This is a genomic window from Pseudoalteromonas sp. MMG006, from assembly GCF_018101025.1.
GTDB lineage: Bacteria > Pseudomonadota > Gammaproteobacteria > Enterobacterales > Alteromonadaceae > Pseudoalteromonas.
The window spans coordinates 15,745-40,445 of the sequence record NZ_JAGJEJ010000012.1; the positions used below are offsets into that span (position 1 = coordinate 15,745).

Consider the following 24,701-nt stretch of genomic DNA (forward strand, 5'->3'; position numbering starts at 1 on the left):
TTATGCCTTGTTATCACGCTATTTATCTGTCGCTATAAATGCCTAATAACTTAACACGATTGGTGTAGCCAATAAGCTCTAAAAATTACTAAAAGCTTAAGCGCTTTCGAGATCTTGTTTCCAGTTTGCCAGTACTTCAATAAACTCTGGGCCAATACCACAGCAGCCGCCGATAATGCTTGCGCCCTGGCTGTGCCACTTTTTAGCAAAGCCTAAGTATTCTGAAGGTGAAATATCGCGGTACGCTTGCGATCCTTCGTTGGCTTTGTAGTCGCGCGCGATAGGCGTAAAGCCATTAGCAAACGCGCCTAAAATAACGCTTTTATTTTGCTTGGCTAATACCGCGTTGGTATCGCTAAAGGCTTGCTCTATAACCTCAGGAATTGAGCAATTAAAGAAAATACCCGCAACATTTTTCTCAAGCAAAGCCGCTACTGCGTCACTTACCAGTTCACCAGAGCGCAGTTTAGCTTGCTCGCTTATTTCATCATTTAGGGTAAATGCGTAATAACATGGCTTGTTTGAGCTTTTAAGTACGCTTGCCATAACGTGTGCTTCTTCAATGCTCGATATGGTTTCGCCAATCCATAAATCTACATACTCGTCTTGCGCTTTATATAACGTATCTAAAATAGTAAATGCGCGCTCGCTTTCAAATAGTTCAGGGCGGTAAGAGCCAAATGCGGGTGGTAATGAACCAGCTACTAATACATTTTGTTTAGCGTTTTGAGCGACTTCTTTTGCAATAACGGCCGCTTGCTGTGCAAGGGCTGCGCCTTGTGCTTGGTATAGCGCTTCACCTAAATGAAAGGGCACACAGGCATAACTATTAACGGTAATTATTTCAGCGCCGGCATCTATAAAACCTTGGTGAGCCTGCGTTACAAAATGCGGGGCTTCTATTAGTGCTTGTGCACTCCACAGTGGCTGTGTAAAAGGCGCGCCAATGCGCTTAAGTTCGCGCCCCATACCGCCATCTAAAATAGTGAGTTTATTCATAACAAGCCTTTGTGTATCTGTACAATATGGCGTTATTCAACCATGTTTTTAATAAAATCATAATGAAACTTCATCACCTTTAACATGAAAGAAGCTCAATGCTTTTCAATAGGTATAAAAAAAGCGACATCTCGTAGGAGAGTCGCTTATTTAAGTAAGATTGAGCTTACTTATAAAATACCTCTACCGTACCTTTTACTTTCATAAGTAATGGCTGACCGCGACGGTCTAGCGCTTTAGGTGCGGCAATTTTAATCCAACCTTCGCTAATGCAGTATTCTTCTACGTCAAAGCGTTCTTTGCCATTTAAGCTTACGCCAATTTCGTGTTCAAACACTTCTTCTACGTAATGCTTGCTGCGTGGGTTAATAGAAAGCTGATCAGGTAATGCTGGTTTTGTTGAATCGGTCATGGTTTTAATCTTTATTAAAAAGTGATGCGCTATTGTAGGCAATCCACTCAATACGCTCAAGGTTTAATACATTAGTGATTAAGGTCTGCTGACCTTTCAAGATTAAACTTGCAGCAAGCTATTTGGTATTTAGACCGGCTGAGACTATGAAGTGTGGTTATTCCCCACAAATAAGCGATAACGTAGCTTTAATGCCAAACAGGCGTCTTTTTGGTTCTGTCTAGGGGTTATTTACTCTTGTTGCTTACATGAGTGTAGATAAGGGAGAGTGGGCTGGACACGAAGGATTTGCCCGGTTTTTAGTTATTCTTACATGGATGTAAGTCATCTAGCTCAAAGCCTTGCGCCGCGATTTAATTGTCTGGCAGAAACCGTAGTTTCATGTCTAGTCCACTCTGGTTTAGGTGTAACATTTGTGCCAGTTTTAAATAACTCTTTTAATAATTTACCTTACATGTGTAGCGTTTAACCGCTGCGCTTTTTTTGTCTTATTTTTGTAATGGTTTAGTCATAGTTTCTTCATCAAAAAGTCCTTTGGTAGTCATCTCTGTTTTTTATAGTGCTGCGGTTACAAATTTGAAGCATGCGCTTCAAGCAAAAAATAACCACTACACTATGGGAATAATAAAGGATGAAAATTAAAAAAATTGCTGCGGCAGTTGGCTTAACGCTTATGTTAAGCACAGCAAGCCATGCCAATGTATTACCGCAAAGCCAAACAGATAGTAGCTGGTATACCAATGCCCAAACCACGTTAGCTGCTAAAACGGCTCAAGCACAAAATGAAAACACAACAAAAGCTAAAAACGTTATTTTATTTGTAGGCGACGGCATGGGTGTATCTACCCTTACGGCGGCACGTATTTTACAAGGCCAGCGCGCGGGTGAGTTAGGTGAAGAAGGTTATTTAAGTTTTGAAGAGTTCCCATACTCGGCGCAAGTAAAAACGTATAACGTAGATGCACAAACACCTGATTCTGCGGGCACAATGACCGCGATGATCTCAGGCGTTAAAACCGATGTAGGCGTAATTGGTGTAGATGAAGATATAGAGCGCGGCGCGTGTTCAACTGTTGCGGGCAATGAGCTTTTAACGGCTACGGAGCTTGCTGAAATAAAAGGCCTAGCAACGGGTATTGTTTCAACAGCGCGTATTACTCATGCAACACCTGCGGCAACGTATGCTAAATCGGCAGACCGTAACTGGGAAGACATCTCAGACATGCCAGAGGGCTCAGAAGCCTGTGAAGATATTGCTTCGCAGCTGGTAAATTTTGAAAAAAACCTAGAAGCACGCTTTGTAGGTACCGACGTAGATGGCCTTGATTTTGTAATGGGGGGCGGTCGTCGTCACTTTTTACCAAAAGATGCTGCCGCTAACTCAGCTGATGCAATAAGTGAGGTAGAGGGCGATCGTACTGATGAACGTAACTTAGTGACTGAGTGGCAAACTCAATACCCACAAGGTACTTATGTAATGGACCAAACGGGCTTTGATGCCATTGCTGACGACGCTACTAAAGTATTTGGGTTATTTAACGAATCTCACATGCAATACGAAGCCGACCGCGCAAACGATGTAGCGGGTGAGCCTTCATTAAGTGAAATGACCAGCAAAGCAATTGACGTATTAGGCAAAAACGAAAATGGTTTTTTCTTAACGGTTGAGTCGGGCCGTATTGACCACGCACATCACGCGGGCAATGCTTATAACGCACTTAACGACACCATAGAATTTGCAAAAGCAGTACAAGCTGCGGTAGATAACACCAACCCAGAAGAAACCCTTATTTTAGTCACCGCCGATCACAGCCACGTGTTTACGATTGCTGGCTACCCTAAACGCGGTAACCCAATTTTAGGCCAAGTAGTTGCCGTTGGCGAAACCACACCAAGCCTTGCTGCCGACGACATGCCTTACACCACAGTAGGTTATGCAAATGGCTTAGGGTTTAGAAACTTAGTTGATGAAACAGATGCCGATGCTGCTTATTTAACTGGCCCAGTTGCTGGACGTGTTGAGCTTACAGGCGTTGATACTACTACACCTGGTTTTCACCAAGAAACTACAGTACCCCTTGGCTCAGAAACCCATGCCGGTGAAGATATTTCATTGCATGCAAAAGGCCCAGGTGCACAGCTAGCTCAAGGCGTAATTGAGCAAAATGTAGTATTTCACTTAATTGATCAAGCTCTTGAACTAACTCAGCAATAATGGCGGCTAACATGAACAAATTAACAGCACTTTCTTTAGCAATAATGGTCGCGCTTGCAGGTTGCAGTGACAACGACAAAGACGAAAATAATATACTCGCGGTAGATAACACCATAGCCGTAGGCTCTGAGCAATGTGTTAATGGCGGAGTAGAAACTCAAACCGGCGTAGATACAAACGGCAACGGCGTGCTAGATAGCGACGAAGTTAGCTCTTCTAACTTGGTATGTAACGCACCGGCTACGTCACTTACCAGCGAGCAACTTGAATCACTCACCAGTAATACATGGTTTAGCGGCGCACAAGCACAGCTTGAAAAAACACAGCAAGCAAATGCAAGTGTAGTTACAGAGTCAGGTAAAGCTAAAAACGTTATTTTATTTGTAGGCGACGGCATGGGTATTTCTACCGTAACGGCTGCACGTATCTTAGCAGGCCAGCTTGAAGGCGGCTTAGGTGAAGACTACCAGCTAAGCTTTGAAAAAATGCCGTACTCAGGTTTTGTAAAAACCTACAACGTAGATGCACAAACGCCAGACTCAGCAGGCACTATGACGGCAATGGTATCAGGTGTTAAAACTGATGTGGGCGTCATTGGTGTAGATGAAGACATTGAACGCGGTGACTGTTCAACCGCCCAAGGTAATGAGCTAGTTACCTCACTAGAACTTGCAGAAATTGCCGGTAAAGCAACGGGCCTTATTTCAACGGCGCGTATTACCCATGCAACGCCTGCAGCAACGTATGCTAAATCGGCTGACCGTAACTGGGAAGATATTTCAGATATGCCAGCAGGTTCAGAAGCATGTGAAGATATTGCATCGCAACTGGTTAACTTTGAAGCCAATCTAGAAGCGCGTTTTGCCGGTATTGATGTAGATGGCATAGACGTAGTAATGGGTGGCGGCCGTCGTCACTTTTTACCAAAAGATGCAGCAGCAAATTCAGCCGATGCAGTCAGTGCGGTAGAAGGCGACCGTACTGATGGCCGTAACCTAGTGACTGAGTGGCAAACAACTTACCCAAGTGGCACATACGTTATGGATCAAACTGGTTTTGATGCAATCAGCGACGACGCCACTAAAGTATTTGGCTTGTTTAACGAATCGCACATGCAATACGAAGCCGACCGCGCAAACGATGTAGCGGGCGAGCCTTCGCTTTCGCAAATGACCGAAAAAGCAATTAACGTACTAGATAACAACGACAATGGCTTTTTCTTATCGGTAGAAGCAGGGCGTATTGACCACGCGCACCATGCGGGTAACGCATTTAATGCCTTAAACGATACTGTTGAGCTGGCTAAAGCGGTAAAAGTGGCAATGGACAATACCAACCCAGAAGAAACGCTAATAGTGGTAACTGCTGATCACAGTCACGTATTTACCATTGCAGGTTACCCTAAACGTGGCAACCCAATACTAGGTAAAGTGGTGGCCGTGGGCGAAACCGAGCCAAGCCTTGCCGCCGACGATATGCCATACACAACGGTTGGTTACACCAATGGTTTAGGCTACAGAGATTTAGGCGATGAAACTAACGCCGATGCCTCTTATTTAGCCGCACCGGTTACAGGGCGTGTAGATTTATCAGACGTTGATACAACTACACCGGGCTTTCACCAAGAGGCACTTGTTCCCCTTGGTTCAGAGACTCACGCAGGTGAAGATGTGGGCGTATACGCAATGGGTCCAGGCGCTCATTTAGTAACAGGCACTAATGAGCAAAGCTTTTTATTCCATGTAATGGACTTTGCGGCTGATTTAGTTAAAACAGCCGACGAAAAAGTAACGCAGTAAGCCGCTAACGTGTATGTTTAAAAACAACTCGTACGCTGTGCGAGTTGTTTTTTTATGTCATAAAAATGCCATTGTAAGTCGTTATTGTATAGCTATTACAGTGATGTTTAAAAAGAGAAAATTTAATGAAACTCGCATTATTTTTAATGGCAACACTTGCCAGTACCAGCACGTTAGCGCAGCAATGTAATATTGATAGCGCACATTTAAAAGCAGACTATAAAATTACGAATACTCATAACCATGAGCAAAGCACACAGTCGCTAACGCTTTGGCGAAACAACTCTCAAGTTGCGCACCAACGTGAGGTTATTACCGAGCTTTGGCAGCACTTAGCTAACAAGCAAATTCGCCCAATTCGTTATTTTAATGCTGAGCAACGCGGTATTGAGTATCAGCCGTCTGAGGTGCGTGGCATACAAAATTGGAGTGCTAAAAACCAGCTGGTGGATGCGCATTTAATCGAAAAAATGACCCTTTTAAACACCCAAGGCACAGGCTGCGATGAAGTAAAAAGCTACACACTTAATGAGGGTAACAACCAATTTAAACTCGCTTTATTTATCAAATCAAACTTAGTTAAAAGCTTTAGCGTAACTAATAATAAAAACCACACTCACACTTCACTTACTCTAAATGATGTAAGCAGTAATAAAGCAGAAATAACTGCACAGTTTGCCAAGTGGGATCGCTTTCAAACCACCGACTACGCCGACATAGGCGATAACGAAAACGACCCGTTTTTAGCAAAAATGATCAACCTTGGTTTTATAGAACACAGCGCAACGGGGTTTTATAACCAGCAAGGTAAAGCGATTCAAGGTGGTCACCACCACTAGGTTTTAGCGTTTTTAAATGTAGTAGCTCATAGCTGGAAGGATGATAGGTGGCTATGGGCTACAAGTAGGTATTAAAAAGTAGATTAATTAAGCCATTCCCGCCCAAGTAATACCGCAAACACTTTCCCATTTTTATAAAATACACACCGTCAGCCGCATAATATTTTTAGTTGGTAATGGATTACACTATTTGATATTAATAGAAGTTCACACAATAGGGACGTTTAATTGCTAAGGGAAGTTTATGTCAGAATTCAAAATCTTAAACAACATCCTTGATTATATGGAATCTAAGGGGCTTACGTATAAGAGTGTAGTAGTCACTATTGATGAGGAACTTGTTGAGGAAGTAAATACTATAAACAAAAGCTCCCACACTTTAGAAGAATTACAAAAGGCGGCAGATAAGTGTTTTGCTCATGAATGGCTCAAACGGAGAGGTGAGGGTGGGGATAAATATACCCATTTATATATAACACCAAAAGGCATTGGAGCTGCGAGGTCAAAACAAAGATCTGAGGAATTAAAAAAATCTCGTTCTTTTCTGAAAAAAACTTCTGATTATATTGAAGAGCACAAAGGATTATTTATTGTCTTCGGTTTCTTATTAACACTTGCTACATTCGCACTGAAAATCTTCGGAGATAAGTAATGAATAATAAAAAATTTACGATCTCTTTGAAATGTTTGTTTTGTGACAGCGAGCTTCAGAATGATTCTGAAATAGAGTTCAGTTCTGGCGATATGCTTGAGTGCAAAGAATGTGGTGAGCTCAATGATTACGATGCATTGGTTGACGTTGCAATTGATGAAAGCAAAGAGCTCGCTGAAAAACATGCAAAAGAAGAAATTGAAAAAATCTTCAAAAAGACATTTAAGTAAACATAATCTTATAAATAAAATACAAACACTATCGCCTGACGCTACTCCAAATGAGCATCATCAGGCTTTTTAGGCCTATCAGCTAGCTCTGTTAAGCCATCTTCGCAGTCGCCGCTGTCGCAGGTATTTAAATCGCTTTGTGCCTGTTTGTCTTGTTGCAGCACTTGTTTTAAATCTTCCATGCGTTGGCGCACGGCTACGCCGTAGCTGGCATCGTCGCCCCACAGCTCGGCAAGTTGCACAACGGCAGCGCGGTCGTGATCTCTAAATAGTTTTCCGGCGCGCTCGGCATCTTGTTTATTGTTACCTAACAGCTCAAGTGCCTCTACTGCAAGGTTAATGGCTGAGTCGACAGTTTCGCGGTTAAAGGCATCTACTTTTAAATTAAGCATTTGATACGCATGGCGGCGGTCTATTGCGCGGGCAACAATTTTAAGCTGCGGGTAGTTTTTACGCGCGAGCTTAATTATTTGTATGGTTTTATCTGGGTCGTCTATTGCTACTACTAACATTTGTGCGGTGTGTGCGCCTGCGGCTTCAAGCAGTTCTTGGCGGGCGGCATCACCATAAAATACGGTATTACCAAAGCGCCGTAGGAGTTCTATTTGGCTTGGGCTGTGATCAAGTACGGTAATGTCGTAGCCTTGGGCGTGTAATAAACGCCCCATAATTTGCCCAAAACGACCGTAGCCCGCAATAATTACGTGTTTTGCTGTGCTAATTTGCTCAGGTTTATCAAACTCAGGCTGAGCACTGCTGCTGCTGCGTTTTTGTATTTGCTCGTACACCATTAATAGCAGCGGGGCAATGAGCATTGAAACAGCGACCACTAAGGTCACTAACCCTGTTTGCTCTGGTGTTAAAATGCTTAATGTGGTGGTTACGCTTAGCAGTACAAAGGCAAATTCGCCGCCTTGCGCCAGCGCTAAGGCAAACAGTAAACGCTGCTTTTTACTAATATTAAAGGTAATGGCAAGGGCAAATAAAATGCAGGCTTTTACCACAATGAGAAGGGCAACGAGCGCGATCACAGTAGTAAACTCATCAGCTAATAATTCAAAGTTTATTGATGCGCCCACTGTGATAAAAAACAGCCCTAACAGTAGGCCTTTAAAGGGTTCTATATCGGCCTCTAACTCGTGTCTAAATTCGCTTTCGGCAAGCACTACACCGGCTAAAAATGTACCGAGTGCCGGAGATAAACCAATGCTTTGCATCACTAGCGCTATGGCCACCACTAAAAACAGTGCAAAAATAGTAAATATTTCGCGCATGTGGGTTTGTGCAATGTATCTAAATAGTGGCGCTGAGACATATTTACCGCCGGCAATAATAGCGGCAATAACCGCTACCGATACGCCTACTTGCTGCCATACCGGCCAGCTTGCAATAATAGAGTCGCTAATCTCTTTTGAGCTACTCTGCGGTGCAAAAGCCAGTAGTGGCAGGAGCGCTAAAATAGGAATAATGGCGATGTCTTGAAACAACAAAACCGAAAACGCGTTTTGCCCGGCTTCTTGCTTTAACCAGCCTTTTTCTTCAAGGCTTTGCAGCACAATAGCGGTAGATGAAAGCGCCAGCATTAAGCCTATTGCTAAAGCAGTTTGCCAATGCATGGTAAAAAACCAATAACAAAACGCAAAAATAGCTGCGGCGGTTAGTACCACTTGTAAGCCGCCAAGTCCTAATATTGAATGGCGAAGCTTCCATAAACGCGAGGGTTGTAGTTCAAGGCCGACCAAAAATAGCATCATCACTACGCCAAATTCAGCAAAATGCATTACATCAGTTTGATCGCCCACCACACCTAAGGCATAGGGGCCGATAAGTATGCCCGCAATTAAATAACCAAGTACCGAGCCAAGCCCAACACGCTTGGCAATAGGTACAGCCACTATGGCCGCTGCTAAGTAAATTAAAGCTATTTCTAACACGCGTATGTCCTAAGACCCTAATAATATCAAGGCTTTTAGCATGGCTTAGTCGCTTTTAAAATACAATGGGTCATGTGGCTGAAAATGCTAAATTAATCAGCTACTTTTACGGGGCCGTTAATGTTATCAATGCTTACATCGCCTGAGCCTGCCTCAGTAATAGTAAGCCCCTTAGCATGATTTACACGAATGTCGCCCGAACCATCTTCAATAGTTACGTTTGCTTGCACGTGCTCAATGACTAAATCGCCAGAGTTATCGTCTACATCAACCGGACCATTAATATTATTAATAGCCATGCTGCCTGAATCGTCTTCAACAGTTAAGGTGCCGCGCACATTGCTAATGCGCATATCACCCGAACCATCATCAACAACTGCATTGCCGCTAACATTATTAATATTTATGCTGCCAGAGCCGTCGGTAAGTGCTAAGTTACCGGTGATGTTTTCAAGGGTTATATCGCCTGAGCCATCTTCAATGGTGAGGTTTTTAGCGCTGTTTATAGATAAGCTGCCAGAGCTGTCTTCTACGTTAATGTTATTTTGCATGGCGCTTATAACAATGTCGCCAGAGCCATCATCAATATCTAGGTTTAAGTTGCTTGGCACGGTTACAACTACATCTATATGTGGAGATTGGCCGCTGTAAAAACTAAGACCAATGCGGCTTTTATTTTGGGCAACAAGCTTTGCCTGTTTACCGTCTTGCTCGAGCGTCAGCTCGTACTCATCTTCAATGTCGGCGGTAAAAATTGTGGCATCTACACTGATGCTGGTGGCATTGGGCGAGCCTTTTATTTCAAGAGAGCCTGGACCGCTTAATACGTTTAAATATTCTAGGTTATTGCTTGGCAGTGATAACTGCTGAGTTTGTTTTACTGAGGCAACGCTTGGCGATATATGAAATACACAGCCGCTTAATAATAAAATGCCGCCAATAAGTGAAAGTGGTTTTGTAATGTTAGATACAGTTGATGAGCTCATGTTTAGTCCTTTGTGTTTGTTATTTATGCTTGTTTTGTATAAGCATAGTAGAGCAAAAACGAGACCAACTGTAAGTTGTTGATTTTATTATGATGAGATGTGTTTATGAAAGATGGACTTACTAATAAGTGGTTAAAAACACTAAAAGTTAGCAAAAAGGATGCACATGGCATCCTTTTTAAGTGTTTGCTTTTAGGTTATTTATTAAAAGCTGTAAGTAATATTACCGTACAAGAAACGCCCGTCTAGTCCGTAAGGTGCATAGGGGCTGTATGGGAATATTTGGCCAAAATCAGAGTAGCCAATGTTATCTACCGTTGCTTGCGGGTACTGATCGAACAAGTTGTTTGCACCTACTGCAAATTTCCATGTTGCGTCTGGACGGTAGGCCACTTCTAGGTCGGTGATCCATTTAGGATCTAGGTATTCGTCGCCCGCTGCGGTGGTTGAAATATCAGCCACTTCACCGTAGCGCGTTGCGCGCAGGGTAGTTTGCCATTCGTTAAAGTTCCACACTGCCGATAAGTTCCATTTGCTATCTGGTGTGCCTTCTTCAAAGCGGCCTACTTCACGACGTGCAAATACTACGTAGTCGTCGCCTAGTGAGTTTAGCTCGCTTGGGTTGTCGTTTACGTGCGTTACTTCGGTGTCGTTAAAGTTAGCTGCTACGTTTAAACGTAAATCACCTAAGTTGTCTAAATCTAGGTTGTAGGTAGCAACAATATCAACACCTTGCGTGCGTGAGTCAATTGCGTTAGTAAAGTAACGTACGCTTTCTGTATTTAGCTCGCCGGCATTTTGTAGTATTTCTACTACGGCATCGCCTTCTAGGTTTTCAGACAATACAATACGGTCATCAATATCAATGCGGTACGCATCAACAGTTAAGCTAAAGCTGCCTTGGGTGTAAATAAAGCCCGCTGTTAGGTTTACCGATTCCTCTGCGTCAAGTGGTTGTGCGCCTAGTGCTTGTGCAGCGGCTGAATCGGTTGGGAATAAACCTACTTCAAATGGTTCGTTGTTTTCAAGCACAGTTGAGATTTGCTGGTACGAGCTTTGTGCAAGCGATGGCGCACGGAAACCTGTGCTAATTGCACCGCGTAGTGATAGGTTTTCGGTCATGCTGTAACGCGAGGCAAGCTTAGAGGTAAACGTATCACCAAAGTCGGTGTAGTCTTCGTAACGTCCGGCTAAAACTACGTTCCAGTCTTCTGTTAGGTAAGTATCAAATTCTACAAATAAAGCGACATTATGGCGGCTTCTATCAGTAACGCTTTGCGGGCTAAAACCTGCAAGTACTTGCGCGCCACCGGCTGCGATTGGGTTGCCATCGCTATCAAGGGCTGTAATGTAAGAGGCTTCTTCGCCTTGCTCTATTTTATAGCTTTCATGGCGGTACTCTGTACCTACCGTGAAGAATACGTCATCTGGTAAGCCTAAATCTAGCGTGGTATTGGCTGTGGCGTTAACTAAAAGCTGATCGTAAACCAGTGCGCCGTTGTCAAATTCGGTTGGGCTGTTTGCACCTAATGATGTATTAATACTGTTTACAACACCAAAGCCAAAGTCGTTACGGCCGTAGTTGGTACTTACATCCCACGTCCACTCACCGGTTTCGCCTTTTAGGCCAAGTGCTAATGAGTAATCTTGGACGTCGGTTTCAATTTGCGGTAAAAAGCCGTCTGGGTAAACTTCTAAGACGTTGCGGCTGTCTTGTGCGCGGCGGTAAAAACCACCTGAATTACCTTCGCGTTTTGAGTAGCTACCAAATGAGTAAAGGTTATAGCCGTTATCTAAATCGTAACCCATGTTGTAAAACAAGGCGTAGTCTTCAAGGTCTGCTTTACCAAAGCGATGATTGTAACGGTCGAAGGTAAATTCGCGCGGGTCTAAGCTGCCATCTTCTAGGCGGTCGTATTGTTCGCGTGGATCAAAACCTGAACGTTGCGTTGAGTCGTTATCGCGATATTCAATAGAGACGTTTACAAAGCCGCTATCTGCTAATGCAAAACCAGAGTTTGCGCTAATTGTGCGAGTTGCGCCGTCGTTTACTTCACGGTCGGCGCCGGTATTAAATGCAAGGTTACCATTTGCGTCGGCGTAAGTGCTTTCTAGGTTAGGTACACCTGCCATTTGGGTGTCGTATTCGCCGTAGGTTACGCTTACGCTGCCGCCTTCGGTGGCATCTTTAAGTACAATGTTAATTACACCGGCAATTGCATCAGAACCATATTGCGCTGCTGCGCCATCACGTAATACTTCTACACGTTTAATGGCTGATGTTGGGATCATGTTTAAATCAACTGCCGTTGAGCCACGACCAACTGTACCACCTAAGTTTAATAAGGCGCCTGAGTGGCGGCGTTTGCCATTAATAAGCACTAAGGTGTGATCGGGTGCTAAACCACGTAAAACAGCAGGTTTTGCGTGGTCGGTACCATCTGCAAGTGTTGCACTTGGGTAGTTAAAACTAGGTACTTGGTTTGCAAGTACTTGGCTTATTTCTAGCTGACCGGTGCTTTGCATATCACCGCTGGTAATAATATCTACAGGTACTGAGCTTTCGGCAATACTGCGTAAGCTACGGCGAGTACCTGTTACTGAAATCACTTCAATGCTTTTTTCGGCTTGAACATCTTGCTCTGCAGCAAATACAGAAGAATAGGGTGCACTAAGTGCAGAAGAAACGGCCAGGCTAAGTGCTACTTTTTTGGCTGATAATGGCTTTAACATGATGTTGATTCCCTTAAGGGCTGCTGACTATTGATTTTAAAAAGGAGCGCATAATATAAAAGGCGCTACCTGTGTGCAAAGATAAAAACTGTCTAAGATATGCTAACTTGTTAACACATGAGGTCACTGTTTACGTGTGTTAAAGGCGTTTCGATCGCTGCAGTTGCAATCTTGTGTCGAATGGTTACGAATTCAAGGTAATTGTGATGAAAAGTTAGGGATAAGTAAAAAGGCCAAGTTAGGGCGTGTTGCACCTTGCGGATTGAAATTTGTTCAATCTAGAGGCGATTAAATCGCGCCGCGAGGTTTGTAACCTAGTGGGCTCAGTAACTGCTCCTGCGTTACCCTACTGGCTTACATCCATGTAAGAATAAGTAAAAATCGAGTAAAGCTTCCGCGTCCTGCTCACGCCCCTTACCTACATCCATGTAGGCAACAAAGAGTTTATCGCCCCTAGGCAGAACCCGAAGGGCAGCGCATGTTTGGCATTTATGCTGCGTTATCGCCTATTTATGTGGAATAACCACACTTCATAGGCTCTGCCTTGCCTAAAAACCAAACATACTGCTGCAAATTCAACCATCAAGGTACAACACGCCCTGAAAGCTTGACCTTTATTTATTTTATAAATTACGCAAAAAATTATTCAGGCGCTACTTCAAGTGTTGTAAATAATGCATAACGACCTGAATCTACGCCTGCTTCATTAACGTCCACATCTGATGATGTTTCAATTAGGTATAAGCCAGGCTCTTGCCATGTTGCTGTGAAAAAGCCGTCTTTGTCGGTGGTTACTTTTACTTCGCCACGTTCATTACGGTAGCGTGTGTCGCCTTTTAAAATACTTACTTCAATACCAGAGCCTGCAGGCTTACCATCTTGTAAAAGCTGAAATTTAGCGCTCTCACCCACAAATAAGTCATTTGGGTGTGTAGGGCCGCTTAGTTCTAATCCTTTACCAAGTAATGCTGGTTTTGATGTGCCGTTACGACTAACAAAGGTATCGACTGTTGAAATCATTTTGGTTGTTTTAATTTGAGTTGCATCGCTTGGTAGTTTTGCTTCTGACTTTTTACCAAATACACGTTTACGTTTGCCTTGTGCGTCTTTGTAAAAGGTCATGTAGCGAGGCGTTTGTGTCATTGCAATGTGATAAGTGCCTTCTTCGCTAAGGCTCACTGCTGCTGAGCTTTTACGCTTTAGGTAATAAGCACGAATGGTGTCGCTTACTGGTTCGCCATTAGGTGCAAGCGCCATTAATAAGTTGTCGTCGTACTCTGCACCTTTCTCTTTTGGTTTAAAGGCTTTGTCTGGTGCAAAAATTTCGTTAGAGATGCTGGCATCAATCATAACGTAATGTGCTTTGTCACCAGATAACGATGTGTGCGAAGGGTGTAACCAACGACCATGTGCACTTGCCGATGTAGACACAAGCGCTGATAAACTAAGTGCGCCGATTAATGCAGTTTTCAATAAATTAATTTTCATTGTATTTCCTTAAATTCAAATAATTAAATAGCAGCTACTTAGTGCTTACTGTGACGAAACTTGTCGAAAATTCTTTTTTACCCGCAATGGTAATTTTACCTGGTTTTGTTAAATCAAGCTCAACGCGGCTGTAATCACGGCCACCTTCTTCACGAACTACTTCAATATTTAAAAGGTATTTACCCGGTGCGACGGCGTTGCCCTCTAAATCTTTGCCATTCCAATTAATTGTATAAGTACCAGCGCGCTTAGTGGCACCGCTAATGCCGTCAAAGTTAATGTCGGTTTTACCCGCTTTACGCCACCATTGGCGTAGGTCTTTAAACCATTCTGCTTTTTGTACCCATAGCGCAAGCGTTGTTACGTGTTTGCGCTCTGGGGTTTCTAGCCATATAGCTACGTACGGGCGATGATACGGCTGTACGTCAAGGTCGGTTTGGGTAAATTCAATTTCTAGCTGTGGCGTTTGTGCCTGCGCTGTTGTTTGAAATAAAGCGGCAACTAATAATAGGGCTGCGCTAAATACAGTACTTACTTTTAACATTAAGACACTCCTTTAATTTGTGGCACCCAGCATAAATAAATAACTAACGGCGTTGCGATGCCGAGAACAGTTATCCATACGCCGAGAAGTCGTTTTTTTCTATTTTGAAATAAAATAATCATGCCGGTGATGGCAAAAATAATCATTAATACTGCTGATATATCAATTACCCAGCTCCATACTTCACCGGTGTAGCGACCTTTATGTAAGTCGCCAATAAGGCTTAAAAAGCCTCCGGTTTGATAATCTAGGTTTAACTCGCCAGTTGTAAAATCAAGTTCTGCGTAGGCAAAACCCGCTGGCAGTGGGTAGTCAATCATCACTAGTGCGTCTTCTTTTTCCCACTCAATGCTTTTTACTTTGCTTAAAGAGTATTGCTTGGCAAGAAAGGCTTCTATTTCTGGGTAAAGCGTTGGCAGTGTATCTAGTTGCGCATTAGCTTTAGTGACTAACTCTGCTGGAATAGCCGCAGTTACTTGACCATTATTTTTATCGTTTTTAAGCCAGTCGACATGGTTAAGCACAATGCCACTTACGCAAAACAAAATGAGCAAAAAGAATAAAGCTGTAGAGATATAAATGTGTAGTGTGCGACTAGTGCTATACAAAGTACGCTTGTTTATAAACGCCATAAAAACAGTAATTAAGTTAATTTTACAACATGATAATGATTTGCATTAACCATTACAAACTTACTTACTTAACTTTACGTTAAAAATTTATAAACACAGTTTATACGGCAAATTTAAATGGTAATTAATGAGCTTTTGGTGGGTGAGAAGGTCTTAAAATTAGATAGATCATGACTGATATTTCTATTGCGGCGACTAAATACACAACCCAAATTGGAGCCCCGGAATAAAGTAAAAATATAAATCCGACAGTCATACCAATACCCGCGTAACATTTTGCCTTTACAGGCACTACTTTATAGGCTTGCCATTGTTGTAGAGTAACGCCGTAGCGAGGGTGGGTTAATAGCCATTGTTCAAGCGCGGGGGATGAGCGCGTAAAACACGTAAGGGCTAAAATAAAAAAGATGGTGGTAGGCATCACTGGCAATAAAATACCAATAATGCCAAGGGCTACTAACAATAACCCAAGTGCTTTAAGCCATAAGTTTTTATAACAAATAAATACTGATTTTATATTCACTTAGGCTCTTTGAGTTATGGCTGATACTTTGGATTGTAGGCCAAATAACTATAAAACCGAAGTCTAAAACCAATAAAAAAGGACAAACTAAGTTTGCCCTTTTAAAATACTAAACATGTTTAATTGTTTAGAAGTAGTAACCTACATTAATGTTAAAGCGACGCTCTGTGTCGCCATCACCAATAATTGTGCCGCCGATAAATGGCTGGTTACGTGCTTGAATGAAGTCAAAGTAGGTAAACAATGGGCCAGCCGATACGCTCATACCGGTAACGTTCATCCATGTATCTGCACTGTCGTCAGATTTGTCGTAGATGATGCCGTAATCGTTATAAAATTGAACACCTGATACAGGGCCCCAATCAAGCGATAGGTCGTAAGCTACGTTAAAGTTAGTCATTGTTGCTTCGCTTGATACGGTGTCGTAGTAATCAAACGCACCTACAACAAAGCGGTTGCTGTTGTCATCTAGGTCGTAGTCGTACTCACCGTGCTGAAATTGAACATTCCAGTTGTTAATTTGGCTATTTACGTGGAATGCCCAAGCACTGTAGTTACCTGCGCGGTCGTTTCCATCGTGTAGGCCACCACTTAATAGTGATACACCAACATCAGTTTTTGCGTTTTCGCTGTGCTCAATTTGATATACCGTACGCGCTGCAAACGTGTTGTATTCACCAAGGCGTGAACCTGGCGCATCGTACGTGCCTTCAGTTGTTGCACGGCTACCAACTATATCAAAAGAGTAACGCTCGTTAACTTCTGAACTGCCATCAACGCCACCGACTTCATCATTTTTGAAAAAGCCTAGGTCTAGTTTCCAGTTGTCTTTAAGTTTACGGTTTACTGTTACACCTAAATCAAAGTCGTCTTCTAGGCCAACATAGTAGTTAGTGCTAAAAAAGTAGCTGTGTGAATTATAAGGGCCGTTACCAAACGGAACTGGAGCAATACCTGCTTGTGCTTCCCAACCATCTGTAAATTCATAACCTAAGTAGGCATACTTCACCACGGTCATGTAGTCGTAAAAACGAAAATCACCATTTACAGAAATATCGCTTATTTCGCCTGATAAGTTGATGCGAAATACTTCAAAATCTAAATCGCCACTGCGATCTTGTGTGTCTTCATCGTACGAGTTAGTGCTGTAGTTAAAACGTACTGCGCCGCCAACCTTAACACCTTCGTCTTTTTTCTCAGATTCTGCGGCTGCTACTACAACCTCTTTTTGGTCTGCTTTTTTACTAATTTGTGCAACTTCTTGTGCGTGTTGCTCATTAATTTTTTGCTGTTTAGTTTTTTCGTCAGCTAGCTTGTTTTCAAGCTGCTGCATTTGCTGCTTAAGCAGTTTAAGCTGTGTTTGAAGTGCGTCTAGATCTTCTGCTGCATAAGAAGTGCTTGTAACACCACCTAAAATTAGTGCTAGTGTTAATTTTGAGAGTTTAGTCATAATTGCCGCTCAGATTTTGATTAAAAAATAAAAAATTCAAGACGTCGAAAAACGCCTTACGTTTAGAGTAAGTACTAAATTATTGTATTTTTTTTATTGTTTATTCTTTAGGAGCTTGAGTAAGTGCACCGACTTCTAGAAGGGGTGATGCATCTAATTTATCTGCATCCATCATAGCGGCAACTCGCTGCATTGATGAGAGTAAAAGACTCTGTTCCCACTCAGCTAACGCAGAAAACTTTTCAATAAAGTGTTCTTGCAATGGCTGAGGTGCTTTTTCAAGTAACTCTTTTCCTTGCTCGGTGAGGTATAAGCTCACTCGGCGTTTATCCATTTGACTGCGTACGCGTGTTACTAAGTTTCTGCTTTCTATTCTGTCGAGAATATTGGTGACCGTTGCCGGGCTTAAATTTACATTTTGAGCAATACGGCTCGCCGTAATTCCATCGGTTTGGGAAACTTCTTGCATTATAAGCAATTGAGGCCCGGTTAAACCTGAAGTTTTATTTAGTTGCTTAGAATGTAAATCAATCGCGCGGATTACTTTACGTAAAGAAACCAATAACTCGTCATATCTTTGCATTTGCTTATCTCGTCGATGGGGCGGTGGTATGCCGTAATCGCGAAATGTTACACATCAAATAAATTGAATTCAAATAATAAATTGCACTTTAGGCTGCTTTTATTGGTTTTTAATAGTTAGAGCAGTAACTAATGTACAACTGTGTTGTTTAAATTTTATGAAATATTCTTTGCATCTTGTATGCATTAAGTTGCGCACATTACGTATGTTGCGAATAATTGGCAAGCCTTATTATATAGACTTTAGTATTATTCATTTACAGCTGTTAGTACGAAGTAATTGTTTGTAAGTTAGCTGTGTATGTATTAATCGGCAATGAACAAATTCAGCAATCAGTATTTAATGCGTATAGCGTATACTTTGAGTATGCATTATTGTTTGTGTGTATATGTTAAAAATCTTTAGTATCAATATTATAGGGGGAAATATGAAATTATCGCCATCGGTTAGCATTGAACAAAGCAATACAGGCCTTGAGTTTATAAAAATAGCTAGCGAAAAGTGTGATGCAAAGATATTTTTGCAAGGCGGGCAAATTACCGAGTTTATCCCTAAAAATAAAAAGCCACTTATTTGGGTTTCTCAAAATGAAACCTATCAAGAAGGCGCAAGTATTAGAGGCGGTATTCCAATTTGTTGGCCTTGGTTTGGAACACATAAAAATGATGGTTGGCCTGCTCATGGCATTGCGCGAACTAGCTTATGGCAAGCCGACGAAGTACATGAAGATGATGAGCAAATTACTATTAGCCTAAAGCTACCAATGAAATTGGTAAACACGACATATTGGCCGCACCAATCATCGTTAGCTGTTGAGTTTATTTTAACGGATAAACTGCAAGTGCGTTTAACTACAACTAATTTAAGCACTGCTGCATTTAATTATACTCAAGCACTGCATACCTACTTTCCTACATCAGATATTAAAGAGACCGTTGTTGATGGCCTGCAAGGCTCGCAATATATTGAATTTGGCGAAGGGCCTTTTGCACAAAACGAGCAGGTTAGCTTTGCACGTGAAACTGACATGGTATATACCGGCGCAGGCAGCACTCAAAATATACGCACCCCAGAAGGGGTTATTAATGTGAGCCGAGAAAACTCAAGCTCGTGTGTGCTGTGGAACCCGTGGATCGAAAAATCAAAACGCTTATCTAATTTTGCTGATGATGAATATTTAACTATGGTGTGTTTAGAGGCTGCTAATGTACTGGAAGATGAGATAACACTTGAGCCAAAACAAAGCCACACATTAGTAACGACTATTGGCTGGGCAGATTAACTTAATAAATAAACTCGATAGGAAGCGATTGTGTTTAAAAATCAACAAATAATGGATTTACCAACGCATAGCGCCATTAGCTTTATGCCTTTAGCTGATAAGGCGTTACTGCATAAGCAGCTAAATTGGCTTGCGTTTTATATCCCGCTAATTGGTGTGCTAATAGCCCTTTGTTATTTTAACGAAGCGTTTGCCAATAATACGCAAACACATTTATTGATTGGCATGCCCATTTTGATTGCAGTCTCTATGTTATACAACATGGTTAATATTAGGCTGCAAGGCTTTGCTGTGAGAGAACACGATGTTGCCTTTAAAAAAGGGGTGATTTGGCGCCAAGTAACTATTTTGCCATTAGCGCGTGTACAGCATATGGAAATCCATCAAGGGCCTATAGAGCGCAAGCTTGACCTTGCGAGTATAAAATTATTTAGTGCAGGAGGCGTTAGTGCCGATTTACAAATAGGCGGCTTAACGCATGCTGATTGTAAAAATATGCGCCAGTTTGTGCAAAACTACCGCCAAGAAGATACAAACTCTCGAGCTGAGTTTATTAATGAGTAACACAATTAATGAGGAGCTAAAGAGTTCTCTTCACTGGCAAAAAGTGTCGCCTTGGGCACTATTATATTTTGTGGTGTATTTTAGTGTGCGCTTTGTAAAAGATGGCCTTTTAAACTTGTTGCCTATGCTTGTGGTGTTTGTAACACAGGTGGAAAATAAATTATTTTGGGCACAGGTGGCCGGTGGCGCTGCATTTATTTCGTTGCTAGTTTATTCATTTTTATACTATTTGAATTTTAGGTTTTGTATAAGCGAAGATCACGAAATACTGCTAAACAAAGGCGTATTCAAAAAAGAGCGACTAACGCTTAAATTTGGCCGCGTACAAAATGTAAATATTGCCGAGCCATTTTATTTTACCCCTGTAAGCTTGGTTAATTGTATTTTTGATGCCGCAGGTAGTGTGTCGCAAGAAGTTGTTTTACCGGGCGTCACTAAAGACTACGCGCAGCAAATGCGTAAGCAAATTTTTGCATTCAAGGCGCTACAGCAAAATGAATATGAGCAACCAGCGCCAAGCGAAGCCGACTTAGCTGAAAACAGCCTACGTATTAGTAATAAAGAAATAGCCAAGTTTGGTTTAATGTCGAACATGGCTATTTTAGCAATTGCAGCACTTGCACCGTTTATAAATGTGTTTATTGATTTTTTAGAGCAAAAAATAATTTATAAAGTTGAAGGGTTTTATCAGCAAGAACTTGGCATGCTAGCAAACGCAGCCACTTTTGCGATGATTACTCTAATTGTAATGCTTGTTTTGATGGCTGTTATGCTTTCAGTGACCATGTCGCTTATTCGTTTTTATAACTTTGAGCTTTATTTTAAGGGGCAAAAGTTTAAACGTATTGCAGGCTTATTAGAGCGGCACCAGCTTTCTATGAGCATGGATAAGGTGCAATCTATTGTTATAAAGCAAAACCTAATGGGGCGGTTACTAAAGCGATTTACCGTTGAGTGCTTGCAAACAAGTAGCGGAGGAATAGCTGCTGGGGTGGCTGCTAAAAAAAATAAACAAACCTTAGTATTGCCAGTATTAAATAGCGAACAAGTAGATAGCGTGTGCCAATGGATTTACCCTTGGTTTAATAGTAAAAAACTGCTTTTCAAACAAGCCGAACGTGCATTACTTTATAAAAACCTTGGTTTTTATGCTGTGCTACCGAGTGTTGTAGTGCTTTTAGTATGTTATTTAGGTGAGTTTAATTACTGGCTAAGCTTAGGCGCATTCGTTATTTTTACTGGGTTGGTAAGCTTATCGTATCAGCGCTATGGTTATTATTTACATGAAGATAATGGCCGTTTTTATATGGTTGTACGAAGAGGAATGATAGGCGTGCATTATCGTGTATTTGAGCTTTATAAAGCACAAAGCGCACGCAGTATAAGTACATATTTAATGCGCCGTGCGGGGCTTGAAAGCCTGTATATACAACTTGCGTCAGGCCAGGCGTTTATGCCGTATATAAAAAAGCAAGACGCTGACTTTATTATAGATTTTACTCTTTATCAGGCTGAGTCAAGCAACCGTAGCTGGATGTAAACCCCCTCTAATAAAACATGTGCAAACGCATATTTGCACATGTTTTATTACACTTTTTTATCACTAGCCAGTTCGACAAGACTTTGTTTAGAGGGGGCATCGAGTTTGCTAAACAATGAATGATTAAATAGCTTGCAAGCCTTACCTATGCTCAAATAGCTGAGTTTCAGTTGTGTTACACTCAACTAAAATAAAAAAGTAATACTGACCGCTATTTCTTTAACTCATAAAGCCACCTCACTGTGATTTTTAATCATTACAATGAGATGAACTGTTAATCAAGCACTTACAGTGCGGTGCTTACTTAAGCGATTTTTTTGTGATTGCTTTTTACGTTTACGGCGGGTAAACCATAAGTAAAAACCTGTACCACCAAGCCACACTGGGCTTAAACCAATAACACACCACAGTATTTTACTAATTAAACCTGCAAAGTAACCAAAGTGAAGTTTTCTAAAGCTATCAATCACTTGCCAACCTACACCCACTTCGCGGATGTCCCAGTTTGCCATATGCTCGCCCGTTAGCTTGTTGTAAGTAACGGTGTTGGCATATTCACTCGCAAGCGGATTAGGGGTATCTACTTCACCAAATAACGTTATGTTTTCGTCAGGCTCAAGGGGCATCACTAAAAAAGTACCGTTAAAAGTGGGGATTTGTTTTTGGCTGTCATCAAGCACATGTTGAAAAGAGATTTCCTCATTGTATAAGTTTTTAGTTAATACAAAGTGCTCTTCTTCTGCATGCTCAATTACTTCGTGATACCACACAGCGCCGTTAAAGTAGCCACCAGTTATGGCTAAAATAATAATAATGGGTGAGCCAATCACGCCTGTCATTTTATGAATGTCGCTAAGTACTATTTGCAGTGTTGCACGCCAGCGCACACTAAATAAACGCTGCCAAAACTTACGATAAATAATAAGACCGGTAATACCTAGTACCAAGAAAAACACGGCAAAAAAGAAGCCTAAAACAGTGCCGGTTTGCCCTGGTAAGCTTTTTAAGTCGTTAAGTAAAAAAGTATAGTGTAAGTCTAAAAACCAGTCGGTAAAATAATGGCTTGTGCCCACAGGCTCAGAAAGGATGTTTCCAGTATATTGATCTAAATGAAATTTATACCAATCTTCCGTGCCGCGTTTTATTAAATAAACCCGATCAGCGGTATCATCGTTAAATATTTCCCAACTACCAACAACATACTCGGGGTAAGCCATTTGCGTTTTTTCTATGAGTATATCTATTGGTAGGCGCTGGGTCTGTTCTTTAACTACAAAGTGACTATCGGGCATTAGCAAGCCGTCTATTTCACTTTTAAATACTAAAACGCTACCTGTAATACTAATTACAATTAGTGGTATGAGCGCTATAAGTGCAACCCAGCTGTGAATTTTAAATAGTGTTTTTCTCATAGTCGCTATAGTAATAAATTGTTAATGACTTGCACATGATAACAATTATCAGTTTTATTTGGTAGTTATGCGTTCATTCCTTAAAAACTATATAGCTGTTAACTTAAGGCAACGCTTTTTGTATGCTCAAGTTGCCAGTACCAAATATAAAAACACGGTAATTAGTTGAGTAAATTTTATTCACCATTACAATGCCGCGCTCACATTAAAATGTTATTAAAAACAGATGCTTATTATGTGTTTTTATTTAATGTTTTATTAACAGTTACGTAACGGAAGAGGTGTGTTTTGGCGCATTATTTGCCTATCTTGTCAGCTTTTATTTTAGTTTTTAGTTTTTTACCGCTATTAAATAAAATAAGAAAAAACCGAAGTGTGTCTGGCTTATCATTACTAATGATGACCTTTGGTTTAGCGCAAAGCCTCTACTTTATAGCGTACAATATTTATTTTGAACGCTTTTATATAGCACTGCCATTTTTTGTGACGGGGGCGCTTAGCAGCTTAATTTTATACTTTTTTGCACGTTATAACGCAAAAAAAACAGAGCGAATGCAGCTCATCGCTATGCTTACCTTTTCATTGTTGCCTTTTGCATTACTGCTTAATCCTAATTTAGATACAGCGGCAGTTTTAAATGGTTTAACCTACGTGGGCTTGGTAATGAGCTCAGTACGTGTAATGCCACAAACTTATAAAACTCTTCGCAGCGGCAATATTAGCAATTTGAGTGCGCGTTATTTTAGCTTGCAATTTATAGCTGGTATTTGCGGCCTAACAGTTGAGCTTTCTATGGCTGTGCCAAGTACATCACATGTATTAATGTTTATTATGCTATTGCTTACCAATGCTGTGCAATTTGCATGTATGCAGTATTATAAAATTCGCCCAGCAATGGCTTAACTTACTTATTAAAATAAACGTGATTAATGTATCCGTATATGGCAGTTTTATATTTTCTGACTATTACGGGTTTAAATTATGCAGTTAACTATTCATCAAATTGATGCATTTACGAGTGAGTTATTTAAAGGTAATTATGCTGCGGTGATCCCACTTGAGTCATGGTTAAGTGATGAGTTAATGCTTAACATTGGCGCTGAGAACAATGTATCCGAAACCGCTTTTACCTGCAGGCAAGATGATGGTAGTTACACTATTCGTTGGTTTTCGCCTTTGATGGAAATTGACTTTTGTGGGCATGCGACTTTAGCGGCTGCGTATGTTTTATGTGAAGAGCATAATATATCGCAAGTGCGCTTTACTGCCGAAGCCGTTGGGGAGCTTATTGTAAATAAAAAAAGCGATGGTAGTTTTGCCATGACCTTTCCTAAGCAAGCACCCACAAAGGTTGATGATATACCTGATGCACTATTAAAGGGCTTGTCTATACAACCATTGCAAGTGCTCAAAAATCGTCAAGCTTACTTTGCCATTTATGACAATGCCCAGCAAATACATGAACTAACTACCAACTCAGCGCTTTTAAAAACGTTACATCCATTTGATGTTGTGATTAGTGCAAGCTGTGCTGAATACGACTTTGTATCTCGCTATTTTTGGCCTGCCAGTGGTGGAGAGGAAGATTTTGTAACAGGGTCTATTCATACCGGGCTTGCTCCTTATTGGGCACAGCAGTTGGGTAAAAATAAATTAAATGCATATCAGGCCTCAAGCCGAGGTGGTTTTATACAATGTGAAGTGGGTGATGCTACTGTTACATTAACAGGCCATGCTGTTAGGTATTTAAAAGGCACTATTTATATTTGAGTTATTCCCTTTGCAACTATTTTTGTTTATTTCATATCTTAATTGTTTGATACAACACTTTTGTAACAGTTGCTTACAAATGTCACATTAATGTTTTATCTACCTCTGTTATTA

General features: G+C 41.4%; 22 protein-coding genes. 10 read left to right on the forward strand and 12 right to left on the reverse strand.

Annotated elements, in window-relative coordinates; translation table 11 throughout:
• Positions 1 to 96 precede the first annotated feature (96 nt).
• Complete coding sequence (locus tag J8L73_RS12320) at positions 97 to 999, reverse strand: homocysteine S-methyltransferase family protein (RefSeq protein WP_211017419.1); 903 nt, start codon at positions 997 to 999, stop codon at positions 97 to 99.
• A 166-nt stretch (positions 1,000 to 1,165) separates the two neighbouring features.
• Positions 1,166 to 1,411 (reverse strand): DUF3297 family protein, encoded by a 246-nt coding sequence (locus J8L73_RS12325; protein WP_004586033.1) that lies wholly within the window; start codon positions 1,409 to 1,411, stop codon positions 1,166 to 1,168.
• 631 nt (positions 1,412 to 2,042) lie between these two features.
• Between J8L73_RS12325 and J8L73_RS12330 the strand changes: the two genes are divergently transcribed.
• The 5 genes from J8L73_RS12330 to J8L73_RS12350 all read left to right on the forward strand — a co-directional run bounded on the left by J8L73_RS12330 (position 2,043) and on the right by J8L73_RS12350 (position 7,146).
• Complete coding sequence (locus J8L73_RS12330) at positions 2,043 to 3,626, forward strand: alkaline phosphatase (protein WP_211017421.1); 1,584 nt, start codon at positions 2,043 to 2,045, stop codon at positions 3,624 to 3,626.
• A gap of 11 nt (positions 3,627 to 3,637) precedes the next feature.
• Entirely contained in the window at positions 3,638 to 5,425 is a 1,788-nt protein-coding gene (locus tag J8L73_RS12335; RefSeq protein ID WP_211017423.1) for an alkaline phosphatase, read from the forward strand.
• Positions 5,426 to 5,550: 125 nt separating this feature from the next.
• Positions 5,551 to 6,264 (forward strand): hypothetical protein, encoded by a 714-nt coding sequence (locus tag J8L73_RS12340; protein ID WP_211017425.1) that lies wholly within the window; start codon positions 5,551 to 5,553, stop codon positions 6,262 to 6,264.
• 244 nt (positions 6,265 to 6,508) lie between these two features.
• On the forward strand, positions 6,509 to 6,916 hold the full coding sequence (locus tag J8L73_RS12345) for a hypothetical protein (RefSeq protein WP_211017427.1): 408 nt from the start codon (positions 6,509 to 6,511) through the stop codon (positions 6,914 to 6,916).
• The gene (locus J8L73_RS12350; RefSeq protein ID WP_211017429.1) at positions 6,916 to 7,146 is read left to right on the forward strand and encodes a hypothetical protein; all 231 of its coding nucleotides are present in this window, start codon (positions 6,916 to 6,918) and stop codon (positions 7,144 to 7,146) included. The genes J8L73_RS12345 and J8L73_RS12350 overlap by 1 nt, the downstream gene beginning before the upstream one ends.
• 41 nt (positions 7,147 to 7,187) lie before the next feature.
• Here J8L73_RS12350 and J8L73_RS12355 read toward each other — a convergent pair whose 3' ends face one another.
• The 9 genes from J8L73_RS12355 to J8L73_RS12395 all read right to left on the reverse strand — a co-directional run bounded on the left by J8L73_RS12355 (position 7,188) and on the right by J8L73_RS12395 (position 18,019).
• Positions 7,188 to 9,080, reverse strand: coding sequence for a monovalent cation:proton antiporter-2 (CPA2) family protein (locus J8L73_RS12355; RefSeq protein ID WP_211017431.1), 1,893 nt, complete (start codon positions 9,078 to 9,080; stop codon positions 7,188 to 7,190).
• A 92-nt stretch (positions 9,081 to 9,172) separates the two neighbouring features.
• On the reverse strand, positions 9,173 to 10,066 hold the full coding sequence (locus J8L73_RS12360) for a DUF4097 family beta strand repeat-containing protein (RefSeq protein WP_211001278.1): 894 nt from the start codon (positions 10,064 to 10,066) through the stop codon (positions 9,173 to 9,175).
• A 204-nt stretch (positions 10,067 to 10,270) separates the two neighbouring features.
• Entirely contained in the window at positions 10,271 to 12,802 is a 2,532-nt protein-coding gene (locus tag J8L73_RS12365; RefSeq protein WP_211017544.1) for a TonB-dependent receptor, read from the reverse strand.
• Positions 12,803 to 13,441: 639 nt separating this feature from the next.
• The gene (locus J8L73_RS12370) at positions 13,442 to 14,287 is read right to left on the reverse strand and encodes a DUF4198 domain-containing protein (RefSeq protein WP_211017433.1); all 846 of its coding nucleotides are present in this window, start codon (positions 14,285 to 14,287) and stop codon (positions 13,442 to 13,444) included.
• A gap of 34 nt (positions 14,288 to 14,321) precedes the next feature.
• The gene (locus tag J8L73_RS12375; RefSeq protein ID WP_211017435.1) at positions 14,322 to 14,831 is read right to left on the reverse strand and encodes a DUF2271 domain-containing protein; all 510 of its coding nucleotides are present in this window, start codon (positions 14,829 to 14,831) and stop codon (positions 14,322 to 14,324) included.
• Entirely contained in the window at positions 14,831 to 15,463 is a 633-nt protein-coding gene (locus J8L73_RS12380) for a PepSY-associated TM helix domain-containing protein (RefSeq protein WP_211017437.1), read from the reverse strand. Before J8L73_RS12380 ends, J8L73_RS12375 begins: the two co-directional genes overlap by 1 nt.
• Positions 15,464 to 15,587: 124 nt before the next feature.
• On the reverse strand, positions 15,588 to 15,986 hold the full coding sequence (locus J8L73_RS12385; RefSeq protein WP_211001274.1) for a YbaN family protein: 399 nt from the start codon (positions 15,984 to 15,986) through the stop codon (positions 15,588 to 15,590).
• A gap of 127 nt (positions 15,987 to 16,113) precedes the next feature.
• Positions 16,114 to 17,436, reverse strand: a complete 1,323-nt coding sequence (locus J8L73_RS12390) for a FlxA-like family protein (protein ID WP_211017439.1) — start codon at positions 17,434 to 17,436, stop codon at positions 16,114 to 16,116.
• A 100-nt stretch (positions 17,437 to 17,536) separates the two neighbouring features.
• Positions 17,537 to 18,019, reverse strand: coding sequence for a MarR family transcriptional regulator (locus J8L73_RS12395; protein WP_058547750.1), 483 nt, complete (start codon positions 18,017 to 18,019; stop codon positions 17,537 to 17,539).
• A gap of 427 nt (positions 18,020 to 18,446) precedes the next feature.
• Here J8L73_RS12395 and J8L73_RS12400 point away from each other — a divergent pair, with 427 nt between their 5' ends.
• From J8L73_RS12400 to J8L73_RS12410, 3 genes are read left to right on the forward strand one after another with little or no spacing between them, the layout of a single operon-like run.
• Positions 18,447 to 19,301, forward strand: a complete 855-nt coding sequence (locus J8L73_RS12400) for a D-hexose-6-phosphate mutarotase (protein WP_211017441.1) — start codon at positions 18,447 to 18,449, stop codon at positions 19,299 to 19,301.
• Between the two features lie 30 nt (positions 19,302 to 19,331).
• Positions 19,332 to 19,865, forward strand: a complete 534-nt coding sequence (locus J8L73_RS12405) for a PH domain-containing protein (RefSeq protein ID WP_211017443.1) — start codon at positions 19,332 to 19,334, stop codon at positions 19,863 to 19,865.
• Positions 19,858 to 21,405 (forward strand): PH domain-containing protein, encoded by a 1,548-nt coding sequence (locus J8L73_RS12410; protein ID WP_211017445.1) that lies wholly within the window; start codon positions 19,858 to 19,860, stop codon positions 21,403 to 21,405. The genes J8L73_RS12405 and J8L73_RS12410 overlap by 8 nt, the downstream gene beginning before the upstream one ends.
• A gap of 278 nt (positions 21,406 to 21,683) precedes the next feature.
• On the opposite strand, the gene J8L73_RS12415 is transcribed toward J8L73_RS12410, so the two are convergent.
• Entirely contained in the window at positions 21,684 to 22,817 is a 1,134-nt protein-coding gene (locus J8L73_RS12415) for a PepSY-associated TM helix domain-containing protein (RefSeq protein WP_211017447.1), read from the reverse strand.
• 288 nt (positions 22,818 to 23,105) lie between these two features.
• On the opposite strand from J8L73_RS12415, the gene J8L73_RS12420 reads away from it, so the two are divergent.
• Both J8L73_RS12420 and J8L73_RS12425 read left to right on the forward strand, forming a co-directional pair.
• Positions 23,106 to 23,720, forward strand: coding sequence for a PQ-loop repeat-containing protein (locus tag J8L73_RS12420; protein WP_211017449.1), 615 nt, complete (start codon positions 23,106 to 23,108; stop codon positions 23,718 to 23,720).
• 78 nt (positions 23,721 to 23,798) lie between these two features.
• A complete protein-coding gene (locus J8L73_RS12425) occupies positions 23,799 to 24,587 on the forward strand; it encodes a PhzF family phenazine biosynthesis protein (RefSeq protein ID WP_211017451.1) in 789 nt (262 codons plus the stop codon).
• The last annotated feature ends 114 nt before the right edge of the window (positions 24,588 to 24,701 follow it).